Here is a 17,310-nt window from a genome sequence, read left to right on the forward strand (position 1 = left end):
CACATCAGGAGAGGTGACGTGGCCCCGGGCACGAAGGAGAAGTGCGATGAGGGAGCACAGCGCCGGACCGGATCCGGCGGCATCGAAGGACGCCGGATCCGGTGGAACGGCCGCCGGCCTACGGCGCGTGGTGGCCGCGTCGATGGCGGGCACAGTCGTGGAGTGGTACGAATTCTTTCTCTACGGCACCGCCGCGACGCTGGTGTTCAGCAAGGTGTTCTTCGCTGCGGGCACCAGCGACCTGGACGCGATCCTCGCCGCGTTCGTCACCTACGCGGTCGGTTTCGCGGCCCGCCCACTGGGCGGCGTGGTCTTCGGACACTACGGCGACAAATACGGTCGCAAGAAACTGCTGCAGTTCAGCCTCGTCCTGGTCGGCAGCGCCACCTTCCTGATGGGCTGCCTGCCGACCTTCGGCCAGATCGGTTACTGGGCACCGGCCCTGCTGGTGGCGCTGCGCTTCATCCAGGGTTTCGCGGTCGGCGGCGAATGGGGTGGCGCGGTACTACTGGTCGCCGAGCACAGTCCGAGCAGCCGCCGCGGTTTCTGGGCGAGCTGGCCGCAGGCCGGCGTACCCGCGGGCAATCTGCTGGCCACGGTCGTCCTGCTGGTGCTGACCACGACCCTGTCCGACGAGGCGTTCCTCGGCTGGGGCTGGCGGGTGGCGTTCTGGCTGTCGGCGGTGGTGGTGCTGGTGGGGTACTACATCCGCACGAAGATCACCGACGCGCCCATCTTCGTCGCCGCACAGCAGGAGGCCGAGGAGATCAAGGCCACCTCGCTCAGCGTCGTCGAGGTGCTGCGCCGCTACCCCCGGGGTGTGCTCACCGCGATGGGGCTGCGGTTCGGCGAGAACATCATGTACTACCTGGTCGTCACCTTCACCATCACCTATCTGAAGGTCGAGGTGCACGCCGACACCTCGGTGATCCTGTGGTGGCTGCTCGCCGCGCACGCCGTGCACTTCGTCGTCGTTCCGCTGGTCGGCGGCCTGTCCGACCGTATCGGCCGCCGGCCCGTCTACATGATCGGCGCGCTGACGGCGGCCACCTGGGGTTTCTTCGCCTTCCCGATGATGGACAGCGGTAACAACCTGATCATCGTGTCCGCCATCATCATCGGGTTGGTCTTCCATGCCTTCATGTACGCCGGGCAGCCCGCGATCATGGCCGAGATGTTCCCGACGCGCATGCGCTATTCCGGTGTGTCCCTGGGCTATCAGGTGACCTCGATCGTGGCCGGATCCCTCGCGCCGATCATCGCGGTCCGGCTGCTCGATATCTACGGGTCCGCGGTGCCGATCGCCTGGTATCTGGCGGGTGCGGCGGCGGTCAGCGCGATCGCCGTCCTGGCCGCACGGGAGACCAAGGGGCTCGACCTGGAGAGCATCGATCGCGCCGACGCCGAGAGCCTGACCCCGCGCGCCGCCGAGGTGTCCGCGCGATGACCGATCTGGCGGGACGCAATGCCCTGGTCACCGGCGGCGCGAGCGGTATCGGCGCGGCATGCGCCCGGGCGCTCGCGGCGCGCGGCGCCACGGTGACGGTGGCCGATATCGACGCCGCCGGTGCCGCGGCTGTCGCCGGGGAACTCGGCGGCGAGTCCTGGGCGGTCGATCTGCTCGACGTCGCGGCGCTGGAGGGATTGGAACTGCGCACCGACATCCTGGTGAACAACGCCGGGGTGCAGCACATCTCCCCCATCCAGGAGTTCGCACCGCAGCGGTTCCGCGACCTGCTCGCGCTGATGGTCGAGGCGCCGTTCCTACTGGTGCGCGCGGCCCTGCCACATATGTACCGGCAGGGCTGGGGGCGGATCGTCAATATCTCCTCGGTACACGGTCTGCGCGCCTCTCCCTACAAGGTCGCCTATGTGACGGCCAAACACGGGCTGGAGGGGTTGTCGAAAGTGACCGCGCTGGAGGGCGGCCCGCACGGCGTGACGAGCAACTGCGTCAATCCCGGCTACGTACGCACTCCCCTGGTCGACGAGCAGATCGCGGATCAGGCCGCGGCACACGGCATACCCGAACAGGAAGTACTGGAGAAGGTTCTGCTCACCGAGAGTGCGATCAAACGCCTCGTCGAGCCGGACGAGGTCGCCGCACTGGTGAGCTGGCTGGCCGCCCCGGAAGCCGGGATGGTCACCGGTGCGGCATACACGATGGACGGCGGCTGGAGCGCGCGATGAGGGCGCGCTCCGGCCGACCGGCCCGGCAGGAGAAATAGGATGCAACCACTGTGGGTGCCGACCGAACAGGACGTCACCGAGGCCGCCCTCACCGACTTCGCGCGATTCGTCGCGGAACGTACCGGTGTGAACACCGCCGATTATCACGCCCTGTGGCGCTGGTCGGTCGAGGACCTCGAGGGGTTCTGGCACGCGCTCTGGGACTATTTCGCACTCGGGGACATCGCGGGCGAGGTGCTGGCGGATGCGCGGATGCCGGGCGCGCGGTGGTTCCCCGGAACCCGGCTCAACTATGTCGACCAGGTGATCCGCCGGGCGCGCGCCGACCGGCCCGCGATCAGAGCGGTCGGCGAGGACGCCCCGGTCCGCGATATCTCCTGGGCCGAACTGCTCGACCACACCGCCGCTTTCGCCCGGACGTTGCGTACCCTGGGCGTCCGGGCCGGTGACCGGGTGGCCGGATATCTGCCGAATATCCCGGAGACGATCGTCGCGTTCCTGGCCACCGCGAGTATCGGTGCGGTGTGGAGCGCGTGCGGACAGGACTACTCGCCGAAAGCCGCGCTGGACCGGCTCGGACAACTCGAACCCACCGTCCTGGTCACCGCCGACGGTTACCGATTCGGCGGCCGGGCCCACGACAAACGCGCCGATATCGCCGCGTTGCGCGCGGGCCTGGACTCGGTACGCGGCACGGTCGTGATCGGACGTCTCGGGCTCACGGTGCCGGATGCGATCTCCTGGGACGACGCGATCGGCGGCGCCGGGACACCGCCGCGGGAGCTCGCCACGGAACCCGTGGATTTCGACCATCCGTTGTGGATCGTGTTCTCTTCCGGCACGACCGGCCCGCCCAAGGGCATCGTGCACGGCCACGGGGGCGTAGTGCTGGAACACCTCAAAGCCGTGGCGCTGCAATCCGATATCGGCCCCGCCGATACGTTCTTCTGGTACACCAGCCCGAGCTGGATGATGTGGAATTTCCAGGTCGCCGGCCTGCTGACCGGGGCGACCATCGTCACGTACGAGGGCAGCCCCACCGCGCCGGCCCCGGACGCGCTGTGGCGGATCGCCGCCGACGTCGGCGCCACCGTCCTGGGTATCAGCCCCGGTTACGCGCTGGCCTGCATCAAGGCGGGCTCGGTTCCGCGCGCCGATCACGACCTGTCGGCACTGCGCACCGTCGGCGTGACCGGCTCCGCGCTACCGGCCTCGTCGGCGCGGTGGCTGAGCGAGCACGCCGGCGACCACGTCCGGGTGTCCTCGATCAGCGGCGGCACCGACGTGGTGTCGGCGTTCCTCGGCGGCGCGCGCACCGTACCGGTGTGGCCGGGCGAACTGTCGGCGCCCTTCCTCGGTGTCGCGCTGGACGCCTACGACCCGGCCGGACAACCGGTGCGCGGCGAGGTGGGTGAACTCGTGATCACCGCGCCGATGCCGTCGATGCCGGTCCGCTTCTGGCGGGACGACGACGGTAGGCGGTATCGCGACGCGTATTTCGACACCTTCCCCGGTGTCTGGCGGCACGGCGACTGGATCACCGTCACCGAGCGCCACAGCGTCATCGTGCACGGCCGCTCCGATTCCACCCTCAACCGGCACGGTATCCGGATGGGCAGCGCCGATATCTACCAGGCGGTCGAACGGTTACCGGAGATCGCCGAGGCGCTGGTGATCGGCGTCGAACAACCCGACGGCGGCTACTGGATGCCGCTGTTCGTGGTCCCGGCGCCCGGCGCCGAACTCACCGACGAGCTCGAGGCGCTCATCGCCACCACCATCCGCACCGAGGTCTCGCCCCGGCACGTGCCGGACGAGATCATTCCCGCCCCCGGCATCCCGCACACCCGCACCGGCAAGAAACTGGAGGTACCGATCAAGAAACTGTTCCAGGGCGCCGCCCCGGGCCGCGTCGTGGACCGCAACGCGGTGGACCGTCCGGAGCTACTCGACTGGTACCGCACGATCCGGCCGGGCGGTGGCCGCGACCCGAGGTGATCTGCCGGTTTCCCGCATCGTCCGACGGGCAAGGCGTTTGCGCAGAGGCCCGAGGGCCGTGTCGCGGTGGAGGCGTGGCCACGCCCCACCGCGCTCTGTCTGCTCCCCTCCGGCCGCGGTCAGTTCGTCGCGGCGTCCTGCTTGATCGCCGAGACCTCGAATTCCAGGACGACCTTGTCGGCGACCAGCACACCGCCGGTTTCCAGTGCCGCGTTCCAGGTGATGCCGAAATCCTTGCGGTTGATGGTGGCCGAACCTTCGAAACCGACCCGGACATTGCCGAACGGGTCGGTGGCCTGGCCTTCGAACGTGAAGGGGACGGTCACGGACCGGGTGATGCCCTTGATGGTGAGGTCGCCGGTGACGTCGAACGCGTCCGGACCGGTCGGCGTGATCGCCGTGGAGCGGAAGGTGATCTCGGGGTATTCGTCCAATCCCAGGAAGTCGAGTCCGCGCAGATGCTTGTCGCGGTCGGCATTGCGGGTGTCGATGCTGGCCACCTGGATCGTCACCTCCCCCGAGGAGTTGGCCGGGTTGTCGCCGTCGAAGTACGCGCTACCGGTGAATTCGTTGAACGCACCGCGCACCTTGGTCACCATCGCGTGCCTGGTGACGAAACCGACCCGGGTGTGGGTCGGGTCCAGTACGTAGGTTCCGCTCAGCTCGTTCACGTTCGTCGCGGTCGTCATCCTGTGCCTCCGAGTCCTTGTTGTTGATGTGTCATATAAATCCTGCGCCCTGATTGGTGATATGTCAACTACTGGGTTACGCTGGACATATGACCGAGACGCGATGGCTCGACGAGCGCGAGCGCCGGGCCTGGCGGGGCTACCTGACGATGCACGCCCGGTTGGTCGCGCACCTGCACCGGCAGCTACAGCAGGACTCGGGCCTGTCACTGGCCGATTTCGACGTCCTCGTCCAGCTCACCGACCGGCCCGAGCCGCGGATGCGGGTGGGCGAACTGGGGCAGGCCCTGCAATGGGAGAAGAGCCGGCTGTCCCACCACGTGGGCCGGATGCAGCGACGCGGCCTGGTACTGCGCGAAGACTGTCCGGACGACGCCCGCGGCGCCTACATCGTGCTCACCGAGCAGGGCCGCGCCGCGATCGAACAGGCCGCGCCGAGACATGTCGACACCGTGCGCGAGCTGGTCTTCGACGCACTCACCGACGACCAGGTGGACGCCCTGGCCTCGATCGCCGACCGCATCCTCGACAAACTCGACGACGCGGACCAAGGCAGATGATCCCTCGGCAGGGCACGCCCTCCACTCCCGGCAGGCGGGCGCCCAATACCTCGCCTCGCCTCGTCCGGCGGGTACGGCAGCCGCTGCCCTCAGAATTTCCCGGCACCGACCCGGGCCGACGCCCCCCGGGATTTCCTCCGGATGGACTGCCCACCGAAGGAATCATGCCCTCGGCGGCCGGAACTCGCCCCGCGCACCCTCTTCCGCCGCGGTGAAGACCCCGTCCGTCCGGACCGGAACCGCGGTGCCGGCGTCGATCTCCACGGCGATCGCCACATCTTCGGCGAACCCCGCCGCAGCCAGCTCCCGTCCCGACGCACAGTCGGTGACGTATCGCGCCACATCGCCGATGCCGTGGTGGAGTGCCGCCGCGGCCGCCGCTTCCGGCGACAGCGGTCCCGCGCCCGCCGCGGCCAGGGCGGAAACGACCGCACCGGCTCCGATCCAGTCCTCCGCCGCGGGCCGCAGGGTGTCCGCGCCGGGCCACCGCTCACCGGCGGCGATGATCGATATGGCCGGTCGGCCGACCCCCAGCCCTGCCGGGTGAGCCAGGCGGCCACCGCGGAGGCGTTGCGCAGGCACGCCGCCACCACCGGCGTCCCCGTGACCGATGCGGTGATCGCCGAGCCGTTCGGCGAGGGCAGTACCAGCCGCCGCGGCACCGGCGCCCGCCGCAATGCGGCCGAAGACAGCGACCACGGCCGCTCCGGTGATACCGCCCGCCGCCCCACCGCGAACACGGCGCCGTGCCGTGCCGCGAATGCCTGCACCGTTCGCATCCGGCGCCGCGACTCACCTGCTGTGGCGCAGGATCTCGGAGGGGGTGTGTCCGTAACAGCGGTGGTAGGCGGCGGCGAAGCGCCCGGGGTGGGCGAAGCCCCACGCACGGGCGACGGAGGCGACGGTCTGTCCGTCCCCGGGGGCCGCTGCGAGGAGTTGTTCGTGCGCGCCCGCCAGCCGTAGCCGCCGCAGGTAGCGCAGCGGGGTGGTGCCGAGGTGGCGGCGGAAGGCCAGTTGCAGGGCCCGCGGGGTGACGAAGGCCGCCGCCGCGACCGCCGCGACGGTGATGTCCTCGTGCACATGAGATTCCAGGTAGGCGATGGCGCGGCGCACCACGCCGGGGTGGGCGTCGCGGCGGTCGGCCGCGTCCGGTGCGGTGACCGCGGTGGTGGGCACGGTCGCCAGTACCGTCGCGGCCAGATAGTCCGTGGCGGTGGCGATCAGTAGTGGATTGCCCGCGGTGGTGGGGTCGGCGGCGAGATGCTTCAGATGTGTGACCGCCTCGGTGAGCCGCCGGGCCGCGGCCGGGGTACGCGGCCCGGACGCGGTGATCCGCACGGACGCTCCGCCCTCGCCGACGGCCAAGCGGTCCAGCAGTGCCGAATCGAACAGTGTGAGGTCGTAGCGTCCGGCGCGCACGATTCCCGACGACGGGAGCTCGTCGGCACCGAGCAACCCGACCCGGCCGGGCCTGAGGTCCTCGGTTCCACCGCCGGGACCGCTGTGCTCGATCACACCGGCGTGCACGCTCGCCACACACAGCGTGCCCGTCCGCTCGACGCCGTAGGAGAGGTCGAACCCGAGAGCGATCCGATCCAGGGTGACGGGGCCGAGCACATCGCGGCGCACGCCCACCGAGGTGTGCCGGGGGCCGGTATGGCCGATCAGCACCCCGGGGTAGGCGGTACGGAGAAATGCCTCGATCTCACCGAGGTTTTCACTGTGGAACACCGGATAGCGCACCGCCTCGAATTTCTGGGGACCCTCGGCCGCCGGTTCGGCGGACACCGACCGGGACACTGCGCTCTCGGTGAGGGACCCGGGTAATGGACTCGGGTAGTCGGATATGCGGATTCGATCCGGCACCGGCTGTCCGGTGGCCGGCCGCTGCCGCGGCGCCGGGCCCCGGACGACCCGGAGCGCCGTCATGCGCATATCGCCGCGGCTCGACCTGTCTTCGGGACAACAGCGGGTCAGGCGACCCTGCGCGAGTGGGGCATCGAGACGCCGTCCATGATCTCGGTCCACCAGCTCTGCAGCGGGCTGGGGTCGGGCCATTGCACGTCTGCGGCGCCCGGGACGACCTGAGCCGGCGACGAGTCGCCGGCGGTGACGGGCCCGGTGGTCACGGAAGCGGCAGCAGTGGTGGTCGTAACAACATTCCTGGCTGACATGCGGGTGACTCCTGGGTAGCGGGGCCGGGACCGGCACATTGCGGGGTCCGGTCGCCGGCGGGGGTAGGACAGTTCGGAGACGCGGCGCCGGCCGGACCCTCTCGCGCTCCTCGGCACGACGCTCGGGCCGGACTGTCAGGCGGTGATCGCCTGGGGCTCGCCGTCGTGGCGCGCGACCTCGATCTTGCGCGGTTTGGCCTTCTCCGAGACCGGGATCACCAACCGCAGGACGCCGTCGCGGTAGTCGGCCCGGATCGCCTCGGTATCGAGGTTCTCGCCGAGGAACAGCTGCCGGCTGAACACCCCGCGGGTACGTTCGGCCGCGATCATGGACCGGTTGGAGTTCAGCTCCGGCCGCGACGCGCGCACCGTCACCACGTTGCGTTCGACATCGAGGTCCAGTGAATCCGGGTCGATCCCGGGCAGGTCCAGTTCCACGAAGAATTCGTCGCCTTCACGCCAGGCGTCCATCGGCATCACTGCCGGGCGCGCGGGCGTACCGAACACCTGCTGGGTCAGGCGGTCCAGGTCGCGGAAGGGATCGGTGCGCATCAGCATGGTCGCCACCTCCAGTTCACTCCATTCACTGCCGAAGGGAAGCAGATTATCTGTGTCATCTGACAGAGATAATTTTTAGCACTCTCCACAGGACAGTGCAAGTGGTGTAGGTAGAAAATATGACGCTCAGAACAGCCGAAGCAGCCTGGCGGAACGGGCTGTGGCTCTGGTTCGGCGGGGCGCGCGACTGGAGGGCCGCCGCCTCCTCGAACACCGGCGGCTCCGCGAACGGGTTCGACGAGACCGGGTAGCTCTCGCCCGGCCGCGTAGCGCCGGCCGCGCGACCCTCCGGACGCCCATCACCGCGGCGGGGAACAACTCCTCGCCCGCCTCCGGACCGGACGGACGCACCGCGGGAACGCAGTGCCTCCGACGACGGTCGCGACGGACCGCGTTTCGATGGTGTCCCGCGCGGCCCCCTGGCGAGCAGCATGCCGCCGGATCGAACGACCGGGGCGGCGGCCCCGGCACGACCTACCCGAGCAACCCCGGCCAGGCACAACGCGCGCGGAGCTGCGGCGGCTACGGGATGCGATACCCCCGGAAAGTCACGGATACGCGGGTCCGGAAGCCGAGCCGCTCATAGAGGGCGATCGCGCCCGTATTCCCTTCCGCGACATGCAGAAAAGGACGTTCGCCGCGGTCCTCGATACGGGCGGCGAGCGCACGGACCAGGCGGGCCGCATGGCCCTGCCCCCGCGCCTCGGGGGCGGTACAGACGGCGCTGATCTCGGTCCATCCCGGCGGCCGGAGCCGTTCACCCGCCATGGCCACCAGCCGGCCGCTGTCGCGGATACCGAGATAGGTGCCGAGTTCCCGGGTGCGCGGGCGGAACGGACCGGGCCGGGTGCGCGCGACGAGGTCGAGCATGTCGGGCACGCTGTCCGCACCCAGTTCGACCATCCCGCGATCGGGCCCGGGCGCCGGCAGGCCGGCGCCGGAGAAGATCATCTGCCGGCCCGCCAGCGTGAAGACCTCTTCCCAGTCCGACGGCGGCGGTGCCGCACAGCTGAACATATCGGCGAGTTCGCCCGGCCCGAGCAGCCGCGCGAGATCCGCCCAATCCCCCGGTTCCGGATCCGCACCGACCGCGGCGAAGGTCGCGACTTCGGGCAGGTAGGTGCCGGCCCGGCCGATCCGGCGGGCCAGATGCGCATGGTGTCCGCGCAGCGATTCGCCCACCGGGTCGTCCAGTACCGCGCTGTCCGGGACCACCGCGGTACCGCAGATCTCGTCGTTCGCCACCTGCCGAGTATGCCGGGCGGCTCTCACCACGCCCGTGGGGTGCCCCGCCGGGCGTCCGGACACGCAGAGGAGCCGGAAGACCCGGGGTCGGTTCCCGAGCCGGGCTAGCGTGGGACGACGTGCCGGCCGGGCACAGCGAAGCGCCCTTCGACGGGAGGTAGCGGTGTCTGTGGTGGTTCGGGGGATCGGATGGATCGCGTTGTACGTGGCGGTGGCGGTGGTGCCGCTGGTGTTCGCCGTCATCGGACCCGTCGAGGGCGGCCGGGGATTCTGGGTGGAATTCTCGGTGGCACTGGGCTTCGTGGGAATGTCGATGCTCGGCGCGCAGTTCGCGTTGGTCGCCCGATTCCGGGCCGTCGCGGCACCTTTCGGCGAGGACGCCCTGGTGCAGTTCCACCGCCAGATCTCCTATGTGGCACTGGCGTTCGTTCTCGCCCACCCGATCCTGCTCCAGATCGGGGGCGTCGACATCGTGGCGCTGCTGAACCTCGCCGAGGCGCCGTGGCGGGCCCGCTGCGCGGTGGCTTCCACAGTGCTTCTGCTGATCGTGGTGGCGACTTCGGTGTGGCGGCGGCGCCTGCGGATCCGCTACGAGGTGTGGCACCTGCTGCACGGCGTGCTCTCGGTGGCGGTGGTGGCTCTGGCGCTGGCACATATGCTGCTGGTCGGCTACTACCTGGACGCCATCTGGAAGGTGTGGTTGTGGACGGTGATGACCGTCGCGCTGGTCGGGCTCCTGGTGTGGGTGCGGGTCGTCGCACCGATCCGGCGACTGTGGCGGCCGTGGCATGTCGAGCAGAACACCGCCGAACGTGGGGATGCCCGGACCCTCACTCTTGCCCCGGCCGGGCACGACGGTCTGCGGTTCCGGCCGGGGCAGTTCGGATGGCTGACCGTCGGTCGATCCCCCTTCGCCGTCACGGCCCACCCCTTCTCGTTCTCCTCCAGCGCCGAAGACCACGGCCGCGTCCGGATCACCATCAAAGCCCTCGGCGATTTCACCTCCGCCGCCGGCGACATCGCCCCGGGCACCCGCGCCTTCCTCGACGGCCCCCATGGCGTGTTCACCCCCGATCGCCACGAAGGCCCTGGGTTCGTGCTGATTGCGGGCGGCGTCGGCATCACGCCCATGATCTCGATTCTGCGCACCATGGTCGACCGCGGCGACCGTCGCCCGTTTCTGCTGATCTATGCGGTGCGGACCATGGACGAACAGACCTTCGACGACGAGATCGTCAGAGTGTCCCGACGCCTGGATCTGACCGTCGTGCCGGTTCCCCAGGACCCGCCACCGGATTGGGAAGGGGAGAGCGGGTTCGTCGACCGCGCACTGGTGCAGCGCCACCTGCCCGACCGATATCGACACCGGCAGTACTTCATCTGCGGACCCACACCCATGGTCACCGCCATGGAGGACGCCCTCGCCGCCCTGAACGTACCGGCCGACCGCGTCCATACCGAACGCTTCACCTTCGTCTGATCCGGAGGCCCGACTGTGCGACACACCTACACGACCCGCGCCGTATGGGCGATCACCCTAGTCCTGCTCGCCGCCTGCGCCTGGTTCGCTGTGGCACTCGCCTGAGTCCGCACCGACCGGCCACAGCTGTTGTCCCGATGTGCACAGCACGATAACCTCAATCGAGTTAGCAGAGGCTAACCTCTGATCGGGCAAGCGGACGAGGTCGGGTAGTGGATATCAACAGGCGCCGATTGCTCCGAGCCGGCCTCGGTGTGAGCGCGATACTGGCCCTCGCGGCGTGCGGAAACGGTTCTCCCGGTTCGAGTGACGGCGCCAGTGGCCCGCCCAGACCCGGCGGAACGCTGCGCGTCGGGGCGCTGGGTAAGTCGTCGAAGATCGAGCGCGACCCGCACGCCACGCTGAGCAACGACAGCGATTTCCTGATCATGTCGCTCCTCTACGATCCGCTGACCGTGCCCGGCGCCGACCCCAATGTGGCTCCACGACTCGCGGCGCGGTGGGAGGCGGACAAGGATCAGCGGAATTGGACCTTCACTCTCGCCGACGGTGCGAGTTTCCATGACGGCCGGCCGGTCACCTCGGCGGATGTGGTGTGGTCGCTTCGCCGGCTGCGCGAGATGGCCGGGGAAACCAAGGTTCCGGTGTCCTCGGTGGCCGATATCCGGCCGGCGGGCCCGAATGCGGTGGTGCTCACCTGCGCCGCGCCGAACAGTCAGCTGCCGTTGCTGCTCCGAATGATGACATTCGTGGTACCCGAGGGCACCACCGATTTCGCCGAAGGTGTGGGCAGCGGACCGTTCCGGCTCGAATCCTTCGACCGCGGCAACGCGCGGCTGGTGCGTAACGAGACCTGGCACGGCGGCCCGCCCCTGCTCGACGCGATCGAGGTCACCTTGTTCGAGAGCCCGGAATCCATGTCGAACGCGATCATGGCCGGTCAGATCGATCTGGCTTCCAGTGTCGGCGCGGTAGCCGGGCGCACCGCGGAAAGCCGGGGTGATCTGAAGGTCGTCCGGCGGCCCGACGATGTCGCGGTGGCCATCGCGATGCGTACTTCCGACGGGCCGTTCGCCGATCCGCGGGTGCGGGAGGCGCTGCGTCTCATCGTCGATCGTGACGCGATGGTGGCCCAGGTCCTGTCGGGTTACGGGACGGTCGCCAACGATGTTCTCGGTACCGCGGATCCGAGCTTCGACCGCTCCCTGCCGCAGCGCACGCGCGATATCGACCGGGCGAAGGCGCTACTGGCGGAGGCCGGATTCGACACGTCGAAGACCTACCAACTGGTGACCAAACAGGAGGCCGCCGGCGAAGTCGAGTCCGCCCGGGTTTTCGCCGCCCAGGCCGGAGATGCCGGTCTGAAGATCGAGGTCGTCGTCCAGGAGGCCAATGACTTCTACGACCGGACCTGGCTGCGGGCGCCCTTCTACACGGTCAACTGGGGTACCAACGACTCGGTGGTGTTCTTCGCCAGCAAGGTCATGACATCGCAGACCGCGTGGAACGAGACGGATTTCGCGGATCCTGCCTTCGACAAGGCCTACGCCCGGGCCCTCGCCGCGCCCGCCGGCGCCGAGTTCGTCGAGGCCAGCCGAGAGATCCAGCGGATCCAGTACGACCGCGGCGGTTACCTCGTGTGGGGCATGGCCGACGGTATCGATATCGCCGCCGCCTCGGTACAGGGGCTGCCCGACCTCGGCGGGTACGGCCGGGTGCAACTCGAACGAGCGTGGTTGTCGAGTTGAGGAAGGTCGCCGGTCTGGTGGCGCGCCGGCTCGCTCTGCTGTTCGTCCTGCTCGCCCTGGTCTTCCTGGTGGTCGATCTGCTGCCGGGCAATGCCGCACGCGCCGTGCTCGGGCGAGACGCGCCGGCGGATCGAATCGCCGCCAAGGAACACGAACTGGGTCTCGACCGCCCGCTACCGGAACGCTTCTGGTCCTGGTTCACCGGTGCCGTGACGGGTGATTTCGGTACCACCGCTCATGGGCAGTCGGTGAACGAGCTGCTGGCCGAGAACTTCCCCCAGACGCTGCTGCTGGCCTCGATCGCCATGCTGGTCACCGTGGCGGCCGCGCTGCTGTGCGGGATGTGGTGGGCGGCGCGGCCCTCCGGTCTCGCGGCCCGGGTACTGCAACCGGGTACGGCCTTCGCCACCGCGATTCCGGAGTTCGTCGTAGCGATCGTCCTGGTATTGGTGTTCTCGCTGTGGCTGGGTGTTCTTCCCTCGGTGACCTTCACCGATCGATCGGGCTATCCGGCGAGCCCGGAAATGCTGGTGCTGCCGGTCGTCGCGCTGGCGGTGCCGCAGGCAGCCTGGAACGCGCGCGTCGTCCGGGGCGCGGTGCTCGACGCGGCGACGGCTCCCCATGTCGACAACGCCCTCTTGAACGGACTACCGGAGCGGACGGTCCTGCTCCGGCATGTGGTTCCGTTCGCGCTCCCGGCCATCGCGGCGTCTTTCGCGACCTCGGTGGGCACCCTGTTCGGCGGTGCTCTCGTGGTGGAGACGATATTCAACTACCCGGGCGTGGGGGCGCTGATCGCCGGTTCCGTCTCCGACCGCGATACGGCGCTGGTCGCCGCGATCGTGGCGCTGACCGGCACCACGATCATGGGTGTCCTGCTGGCGGCCGACGGCATCCGCATCTGGGCGAACCGGGGCCGGCGATGACGCCCGTGCTCATTCACCGTCGCGTGGTGGCGACCGTGTCCCCCGCCGTCCTGATCGCCGCGGTCGCGGTGGCCGGTCCCTTCCTCGCGCCGCATCCGGTCGACTATCCCGTGGGCATCGCGTTCGAAAAGCCCAGCGGCAGAGCCTGGTTGGGTGGCGACCGGATCGGCCAGGATGTCACGAGTCAGCTGTTGCACGGCGGCTGGGGGTTGCTGGTGCTCGCCGCGGTCATCGCCGGGCTGGTCACCACCTGCGCGGCCCTCCTGGGTTCGACGGCAGCGTTGTACACACGAGCCGGCGCGTGGATCGAACGCGCCGCGGATCTGTGCATGCTGCTGCCGCCGGTGCTGGCGATTCTGCTGTTCATGCTGTCCTGGCCCGAGTCCGGTACCGCCGGCCTGATCACTGTCGCGGTCGTTGTGGGAACCCCGTATTCGGCACGCGTATTCGCCGCGGCCGCGAGTGGTGTCGCGCGAGCGGGCTTCGTCGAGGCCGCCCGCGCGCGTGGAGAACGACCGGGCTACCTGGTGTTCCGCGAATTGCTGCCGAATCTGCGTCACACCCTGCTCACCCAGCTCGGCCTGCGGTTCGTGGAAGCCATCTACATCGTCAGCACGGTGTCGTTTCTGCAGTTGCCCGCCTCGCTGGGCGCCGCCAACTGGGCGGTGATGGTCCGGGAGAACGCGTCGGGAATCCTGCTCAATCCGGCGGCGGTGCTGGCCCCGAGCCTGGCCATCGGCCTGCTGGCGGTGAGCGTCAACAGTGCCGTGACCGCCTTCGCCGGGGAACGGCCGATATGAGCGGCGGCGTAGTCGTCGACGAGCTGTCGATCCACGCACTGTCCGGTGCCGAACTACTGGCACCGATATCCCTGCGGGTACCGCCGGGAACCATGGTCGCGTTGACCGGGCCCTCCGGGACCGGCAAGACCACGCTGATGCGGGCGCTGCTCGGACACCTGTCGCCCGGTGCCACCCGAACGCGCGGCACCGTGCACGTCGCCGGACAGGATGTCTTCACCCTGAGTCCTGTCGCGCGGCAGGACTTCCGGCGGCGCAACATCGCATTCGTCGATCAGGACCCCGGCGCCGCACTCAACCCCGTCATGCGCGTACGCACCCTCCTCGAGGAAGCAGCGTCCCGGCCGAGCGACAGTATGCTCCGCGCCGCCCTCGCCCGGGTGGACCTGCCCGAATCCTTCCTGCGCCGGCGGTCCGGCGAATTGTCCGGCGGCGAACAGCGGCGCGTCGCGCTCGCTGTCGCCCTCGTGCGCGAGGTGGGCGTCCTGGTGGCCGATGAACCACTGGCCGGTCTGCACGGAAATCTGCGCAATACGATCGCCGACCTCCTGCGCTCGCTGGCCACCGAGGACAAGCTCGCGCTGGTGGTCTCCGGGCACCACACCGAAATCCTGCACGGCCTCGCCGACGAGGTCGTCGAACTGGGTGAATCACGGACCGCGCTGGCCCGGCTCGCCGCACGCGCCACGGAGCCACCGAGCACCGGGCGGCCCGCGTTGGACGCCGCCGCGATCTGCGCGACGGCCGGGCGCACCCGCCTGCTCCACTCCGTGGATCTCAGAGTCCCGGCCGGAGGCTCGGTGGCATTGGCCGGGCCGTCCGGGGCCGGAAAAACCACCCTGGCGCGGGTGCTCACCGGAATACACACCGAGGCCACCGGCACCCTCGTGGTCGACGGCCGTCCACTGGCCGTCGGCCGGGCCCGCCGAACCCGGCGCGACCGGCGCCGCGTCCAATTGATCCCGCAGAACCCGCTGTCCACGCTGAACCCGAAACATACGGTCCTGCAAGCCCTGTCGCGACCGCTACGCCTGGCCGGGAACACCCCCCGTTCCGAGGTCACCGAGCGCGCGGCCGACCTGCTACGCAGCGTCGACCTCGCGCCCGATCTACTGCACCGCTACCCCGGCGCGCTGTCCGGCGGCCAGCGCCAGCGCGTCGCCGTCGCGCGCGCACTCGGTGCCGAGCCCGACATCCTCATCTGCGACGAGATAACCTCGGCGCTCGACGACCGGACCGCCCGGTCGATCATGGACCTGATCGAGCGCACCCGGCACACCCGCGGTATCGGCACCCTCGTCATCAGCCACGATATGGCCGTGATCGCCGCCTACTGCCCGCAGATCGTGGTCCTCGGCAATGGCGCCGTCGTCGAACAGGGCCGCACCGCGGAGGTGTTGACCGCCCCGCACGCGGTGGAGACCAAGGCGCTGCTCGCCTGACCCCGCGGTGGGCGCGGCCGGGTCAGAACGGGTACCGCTGGATCTCGGATTGCACAGTGATCCACTGGGTTTCGGTGAACGTGTCGAGGTTGGCGGTCGGCCCGCCGAACCGGCCGCCGACTCCGGAGGCCTTCAGACCGCCGAACGGGATCGGCGCCTCGTCGTCCACGGTCTGATCGTTGATGTGCACGGCGCCCGAGACGATCCGGTCGGCGAGTTCGTAGGCCTTGAACGCGTCGCCGGTGAGGATGCCCACGGACAGGCCGTACTCGGAGGCGTTGATGATATCCACGGCCTCCTCGACCGTGTCGTAGACCAGGACCGGCGCCACCGGGCCGAAGATCTCCTCGGTCCAGGCGGGATTGTCGGGAGTGAGTCCGGTGAGAACGGTCGGCCGATAGAACAGATCCGTGAACTGCCCGCCCGCCGCCACCGTCGCGCCCGCCTCGACGGCCGCGGTGACCAATCCGTGGACCCGATCGCGCTGGCCGGCATCGATGATCGGACCCAGCGCGTTGCCCGGGTCGGTGGGATCGCCCACCGGAATGTGCCGCGCTGTGTCCGCCAGGGCGGCCACGTACTCCTCGGCGACGGACCGGTGCACGAGATGCCGGCCGGTGGTCATGCAGATCTGCCCCTGGTGCAGGAAAGATCCCCAGGCGCCCGCCGACGCGGCCGCCTGCACATCCGCATCGGGTAGTACCAGCAGTGCATTGTTACCGCCCAGCTCGAGATGCAGTTTCTTGAGCAGCGGCCCGGCCGCCGCGGCGATCCGCCGGCCGGCGGCCGTGGAGCCGGTGAACGACAGGCACGGGATCCGCGGGTGTTCGACCATCGCCGCACCCAGTTCACCGCCGCCGGGCAGCACGTGCAGCACCCCGGCGGGCAGCCCCGCCTCCCGCAGCAATTCGGCCAGGGCCAGACCACCCGAGATCGGGGTCCGCGGATCCGGTTTGAGGATGACCGCGTTACCCAGGGCGAGTGCCGGGGCGACCGACCGCATCGACAGAATGGCGGGGAAGTTGAACGGCGAGATCACACCCACGACCCCCACCGGAACCCGGCGGGCCATCGACAGGCGCGGTTTCCCGGAGCGGAGCATCTCCCCGTACGGGTGTGCGGCCAGGGCCGCGGACTCCTGCAGTTCACTCTTCACCAGGCCGACTTCGAAGGCCGCCTTACCCTGCCCCGAACCCGCTTCCGCGACCAGCCAGGAACCGAGCCGGTCCGGGTTCTCGCCCAGCAGCTGGGCCGCGCGCAGCAGGACGGCCACTCGTTCGTCGTAGGTACGGGCCGCCCAGTCCTGTTGCGCCGCCGTCGCCGAGCGCACCGCTGTCTCCAGTTCGGCGGTCCCGGCTTCGCCCACGGTGTCGAGCACCGCGCCGGTGGCCGGCGAGACCACGGTCAGGGTGCGGGAGACGCCACGGAAGGCGCCGTCGAACAGTGCGTCGCGCCAAGCGGTGGTGGCCGAATCGGCGGTGGTGGTCATCGGGGAACTCC

The 17,310-nt window shown here is 69.6% G+C and carries 17 protein-coding genes; 10 read left to right on the top strand and 7 right to left on the bottom strand.

The genetic code is table 11. The features are described from left to right. Positions 1-46 precede the first annotated feature (46 nt). Genes NF4_RS17625 through NF4_RS17635 form a run of 3 tightly spaced genes read left to right on the top strand, consistent with a single transcriptional unit; the run spans position 47 to position 4,188 of the window. The gene (locus NF4_RS17625) at positions 47-1,447 is read left to right on the top strand and encodes an MFS transporter (RefSeq protein ID WP_063128425.1); all 1,401 of its coding nucleotides are present in this window, start codon (positions 47-49) and stop codon (positions 1,445-1,447) included. Next, a complete protein-coding gene (locus NF4_RS17630; protein WP_063128426.1) occupies positions 1,444-2,190 on the top strand; it encodes a 3-hydroxybutyrate dehydrogenase in 747 nt (248 codons plus the stop codon). The genes NF4_RS17625 and NF4_RS17630 overlap by 4 nt, the downstream gene beginning before the upstream one ends. 39 nt (positions 2,191-2,229) lie before the next feature. Next, positions 2,230-4,188: an acetoacetate--CoA ligase gene (locus NF4_RS17635; protein WP_063128427.1), complete on the top strand. Its 1,959-nt coding sequence runs from the start codon at positions 2,230-2,232 to the stop codon at positions 4,186-4,188. 119 nt (positions 4,189-4,307) lie between these two features. Here the strand turns inward: NF4_RS17635 and NF4_RS17640 are convergent, their stop codons facing one another. After that, positions 4,308-4,877, bottom strand: a complete 570-nt coding sequence (locus NF4_RS17640) for a YceI family protein (protein ID WP_063128428.1) — start codon at positions 4,875-4,877, stop codon at positions 4,308-4,310. An 89-nt stretch (positions 4,878-4,966) separates the two neighbouring features. On the opposite strand from NF4_RS17640, the gene NF4_RS17645 reads away from it, so the two are divergent. Beyond that, positions 4,967-5,437: a MarR family winged helix-turn-helix transcriptional regulator gene (locus NF4_RS17645; protein ID WP_063128429.1), complete on the top strand. Its 471-nt coding sequence runs from the start codon at positions 4,967-4,969 to the stop codon at positions 5,435-5,437. A gap of 162 nt (positions 5,438-5,599) precedes the next feature. Here the strand turns inward: NF4_RS17645 and NF4_RS17650 are convergent, their stop codons facing one another. The 4 genes from NF4_RS17650 to NF4_RS17660 all read right to left on the bottom strand — a co-directional run bounded on the left by NF4_RS17650 (position 5,600) and on the right by NF4_RS17660 (position 8,169). Then, entirely contained in the window at positions 5,600-6,136 is a 537-nt protein-coding gene (locus NF4_RS17650; RefSeq protein WP_063128430.1) for a 2-phosphosulfolactate phosphatase, read from the bottom strand. A gap of 93 nt (positions 6,137-6,229) precedes the next feature. After that, complete coding sequence (locus tag NF4_RS17655; protein ID WP_232330529.1) at positions 6,230-7,225, bottom strand: AraC family transcriptional regulator; 996 nt, start codon at positions 7,223-7,225, stop codon at positions 6,230-6,232. A 185-nt stretch (positions 7,226-7,410) separates the two neighbouring features. Next, positions 7,411-7,611, bottom strand: coding sequence for a hypothetical protein (locus NF4_RS37815; protein ID WP_157120414.1), 201 nt, complete (start codon positions 7,609-7,611; stop codon positions 7,411-7,413). A gap of 135 nt (positions 7,612-7,746) precedes the next feature. Continuing rightward, entirely contained in the window at positions 7,747-8,169 is a 423-nt protein-coding gene (locus NF4_RS17660; RefSeq protein ID WP_084533234.1) for an Hsp20/alpha crystallin family protein, read from the bottom strand. Between the two features lie 119 nt (positions 8,170-8,288). On the opposite strand from NF4_RS17660, the gene NF4_RS39800 reads away from it, so the two are divergent. Beyond that, complete coding sequence (locus tag NF4_RS39800; protein WP_269749639.1) at positions 8,289-8,420, top strand: hypothetical protein; 132 nt, start codon at positions 8,289-8,291, stop codon at positions 8,418-8,420. A 271-nt stretch (positions 8,421-8,691) separates the two neighbouring features. On the opposite strand, the gene NF4_RS17665 is transcribed toward NF4_RS39800, so the two are convergent. Continuing rightward, a complete protein-coding gene (locus tag NF4_RS17665; RefSeq protein WP_232330530.1) occupies positions 8,692-9,414 on the bottom strand; it encodes a GNAT family N-acetyltransferase in 723 nt (240 codons plus the stop codon). Positions 9,415-9,577: 163 nt separating this feature from the next. On the opposite strand from NF4_RS17665, the gene NF4_RS17670 reads away from it, so the two are divergent. The 5 genes from NF4_RS17670 to NF4_RS17690 all read left to right on the top strand — a co-directional run bounded on the left by NF4_RS17670 (position 9,578) and on the right by NF4_RS17690 (position 15,810). Beyond that, positions 9,578-10,894, top strand: coding sequence for a ferredoxin reductase family protein (locus tag NF4_RS17670; RefSeq protein WP_063128432.1), 1,317 nt, complete (start codon positions 9,578-9,580; stop codon positions 10,892-10,894). Positions 10,895-11,106: 212 nt separating this feature from the next. Beyond that, positions 11,107-12,642 carry an ABC transporter substrate-binding protein gene (locus NF4_RS17675; protein ID WP_063128433.1) on the top strand — a complete coding sequence of 512 codons (1,536 nt, stop codon included), beginning with the start codon at positions 11,107-11,109 and terminating at the stop codon, positions 12,640-12,642. Continuing rightward, on the top strand, positions 12,639-13,568 hold the full coding sequence (locus NF4_RS17680; protein ID WP_063128634.1) for an ABC transporter permease: 930 nt from the start codon (positions 12,639-12,641) through the stop codon (positions 13,566-13,568). Before NF4_RS17675 ends, NF4_RS17680 begins: the two co-directional genes overlap by 4 nt. 26 nt (positions 13,569-13,594) lie before the next feature. Beyond that, complete coding sequence (locus tag NF4_RS17685) at positions 13,595-14,368, top strand: ABC transporter permease (protein ID WP_232330531.1); 774 nt, start codon at positions 13,595-13,597, stop codon at positions 14,366-14,368. Then, positions 14,365-15,810, top strand: coding sequence for an ABC transporter ATP-binding protein (locus NF4_RS17690; protein WP_063128435.1), 1,446 nt, complete (start codon positions 14,365-14,367; stop codon positions 15,808-15,810). The genes NF4_RS17685 and NF4_RS17690 overlap by 4 nt, the downstream gene beginning before the upstream one ends. 22 nt (positions 15,811-15,832) lie before the next feature. Here the strand turns inward: NF4_RS17690 and NF4_RS17695 are convergent, their stop codons facing one another. Then, positions 15,833-17,299 (bottom strand): aldehyde dehydrogenase family protein, encoded by a 1,467-nt coding sequence (locus tag NF4_RS17695; RefSeq protein WP_063128436.1) that lies wholly within the window; start codon positions 17,297-17,299, stop codon positions 15,833-15,835. Positions 17,300-17,310 lie beyond the last annotated feature (11 nt).

Source organism: Nocardia fusca NBRC 14340 (assembly GCF_001618425.1).
In the GTDB taxonomy this organism is placed as follows: Bacteria; Actinomycetota; Actinomycetes; order Mycobacteriales; family Mycobacteriaceae; genus Nocardia; species Nocardia fusca.

Bases quoted from the DNA above. Each gene is read 5' to 3' on its own strand.
- NF4_RS17695 (WP_063128436.1), bottom strand. From the start codon at position 17,299: ATGACCACCACCGCCGATTCGGCCACCACCGCTTGGCGCGACGCACTG.
- NF4_RS17660 (WP_084533234.1), bottom strand. From the start codon at position 8,169: ATGCTGATGCGCACCGATCCCTTCCGCGACCTGGACCGCCTGACCCAG.
- NF4_RS17690 (WP_063128435.1), top strand. From the start codon at position 14,365: ATGAGCGGCGGCGTAGTCGTCGACGAGCTGTCGATCCACGCACTGTCC.
- NF4_RS17640 (WP_063128428.1), bottom strand. From the start codon at position 4,877: ATGACGACCGCGACGAACGTGAACGAGCTGAGCGGAACCTACGTACTG.
- NF4_RS17635 (WP_063128427.1), top strand. From the start codon at position 2,230: ATGCAACCACTGTGGGTGCCGACCGAACAGGACGTCACCGAGGCCGCC.
- NF4_RS39800 (WP_269749639.1), top strand. From the start codon at position 8,289: ATGACGCTCAGAACAGCCGAAGCAGCCTGGCGGAACGGGCTGTGGCTC.
- NF4_RS37815 (WP_157120414.1), bottom strand. From the start codon at position 7,611: ATGTCAGCCAGGAATGTTGTTACGACCACCACTGCTGCCGCTTCCGTG.
- NF4_RS17645 (WP_063128429.1), top strand. From the start codon at position 4,967: ATGACCGAGACGCGATGGCTCGACGAGCGCGAGCGCCGGGCCTGGCGG.
- NF4_RS17630 (WP_063128426.1), top strand. From the start codon at position 1,444: ATGACCGATCTGGCGGGACGCAATGCCCTGGTCACCGGCGGCGCGAGC.
- NF4_RS17625 (WP_063128425.1), top strand. From the start codon at position 47: ATGAGGGAGCACAGCGCCGGACCGGATCCGGCGGCATCGAAGGACGCC.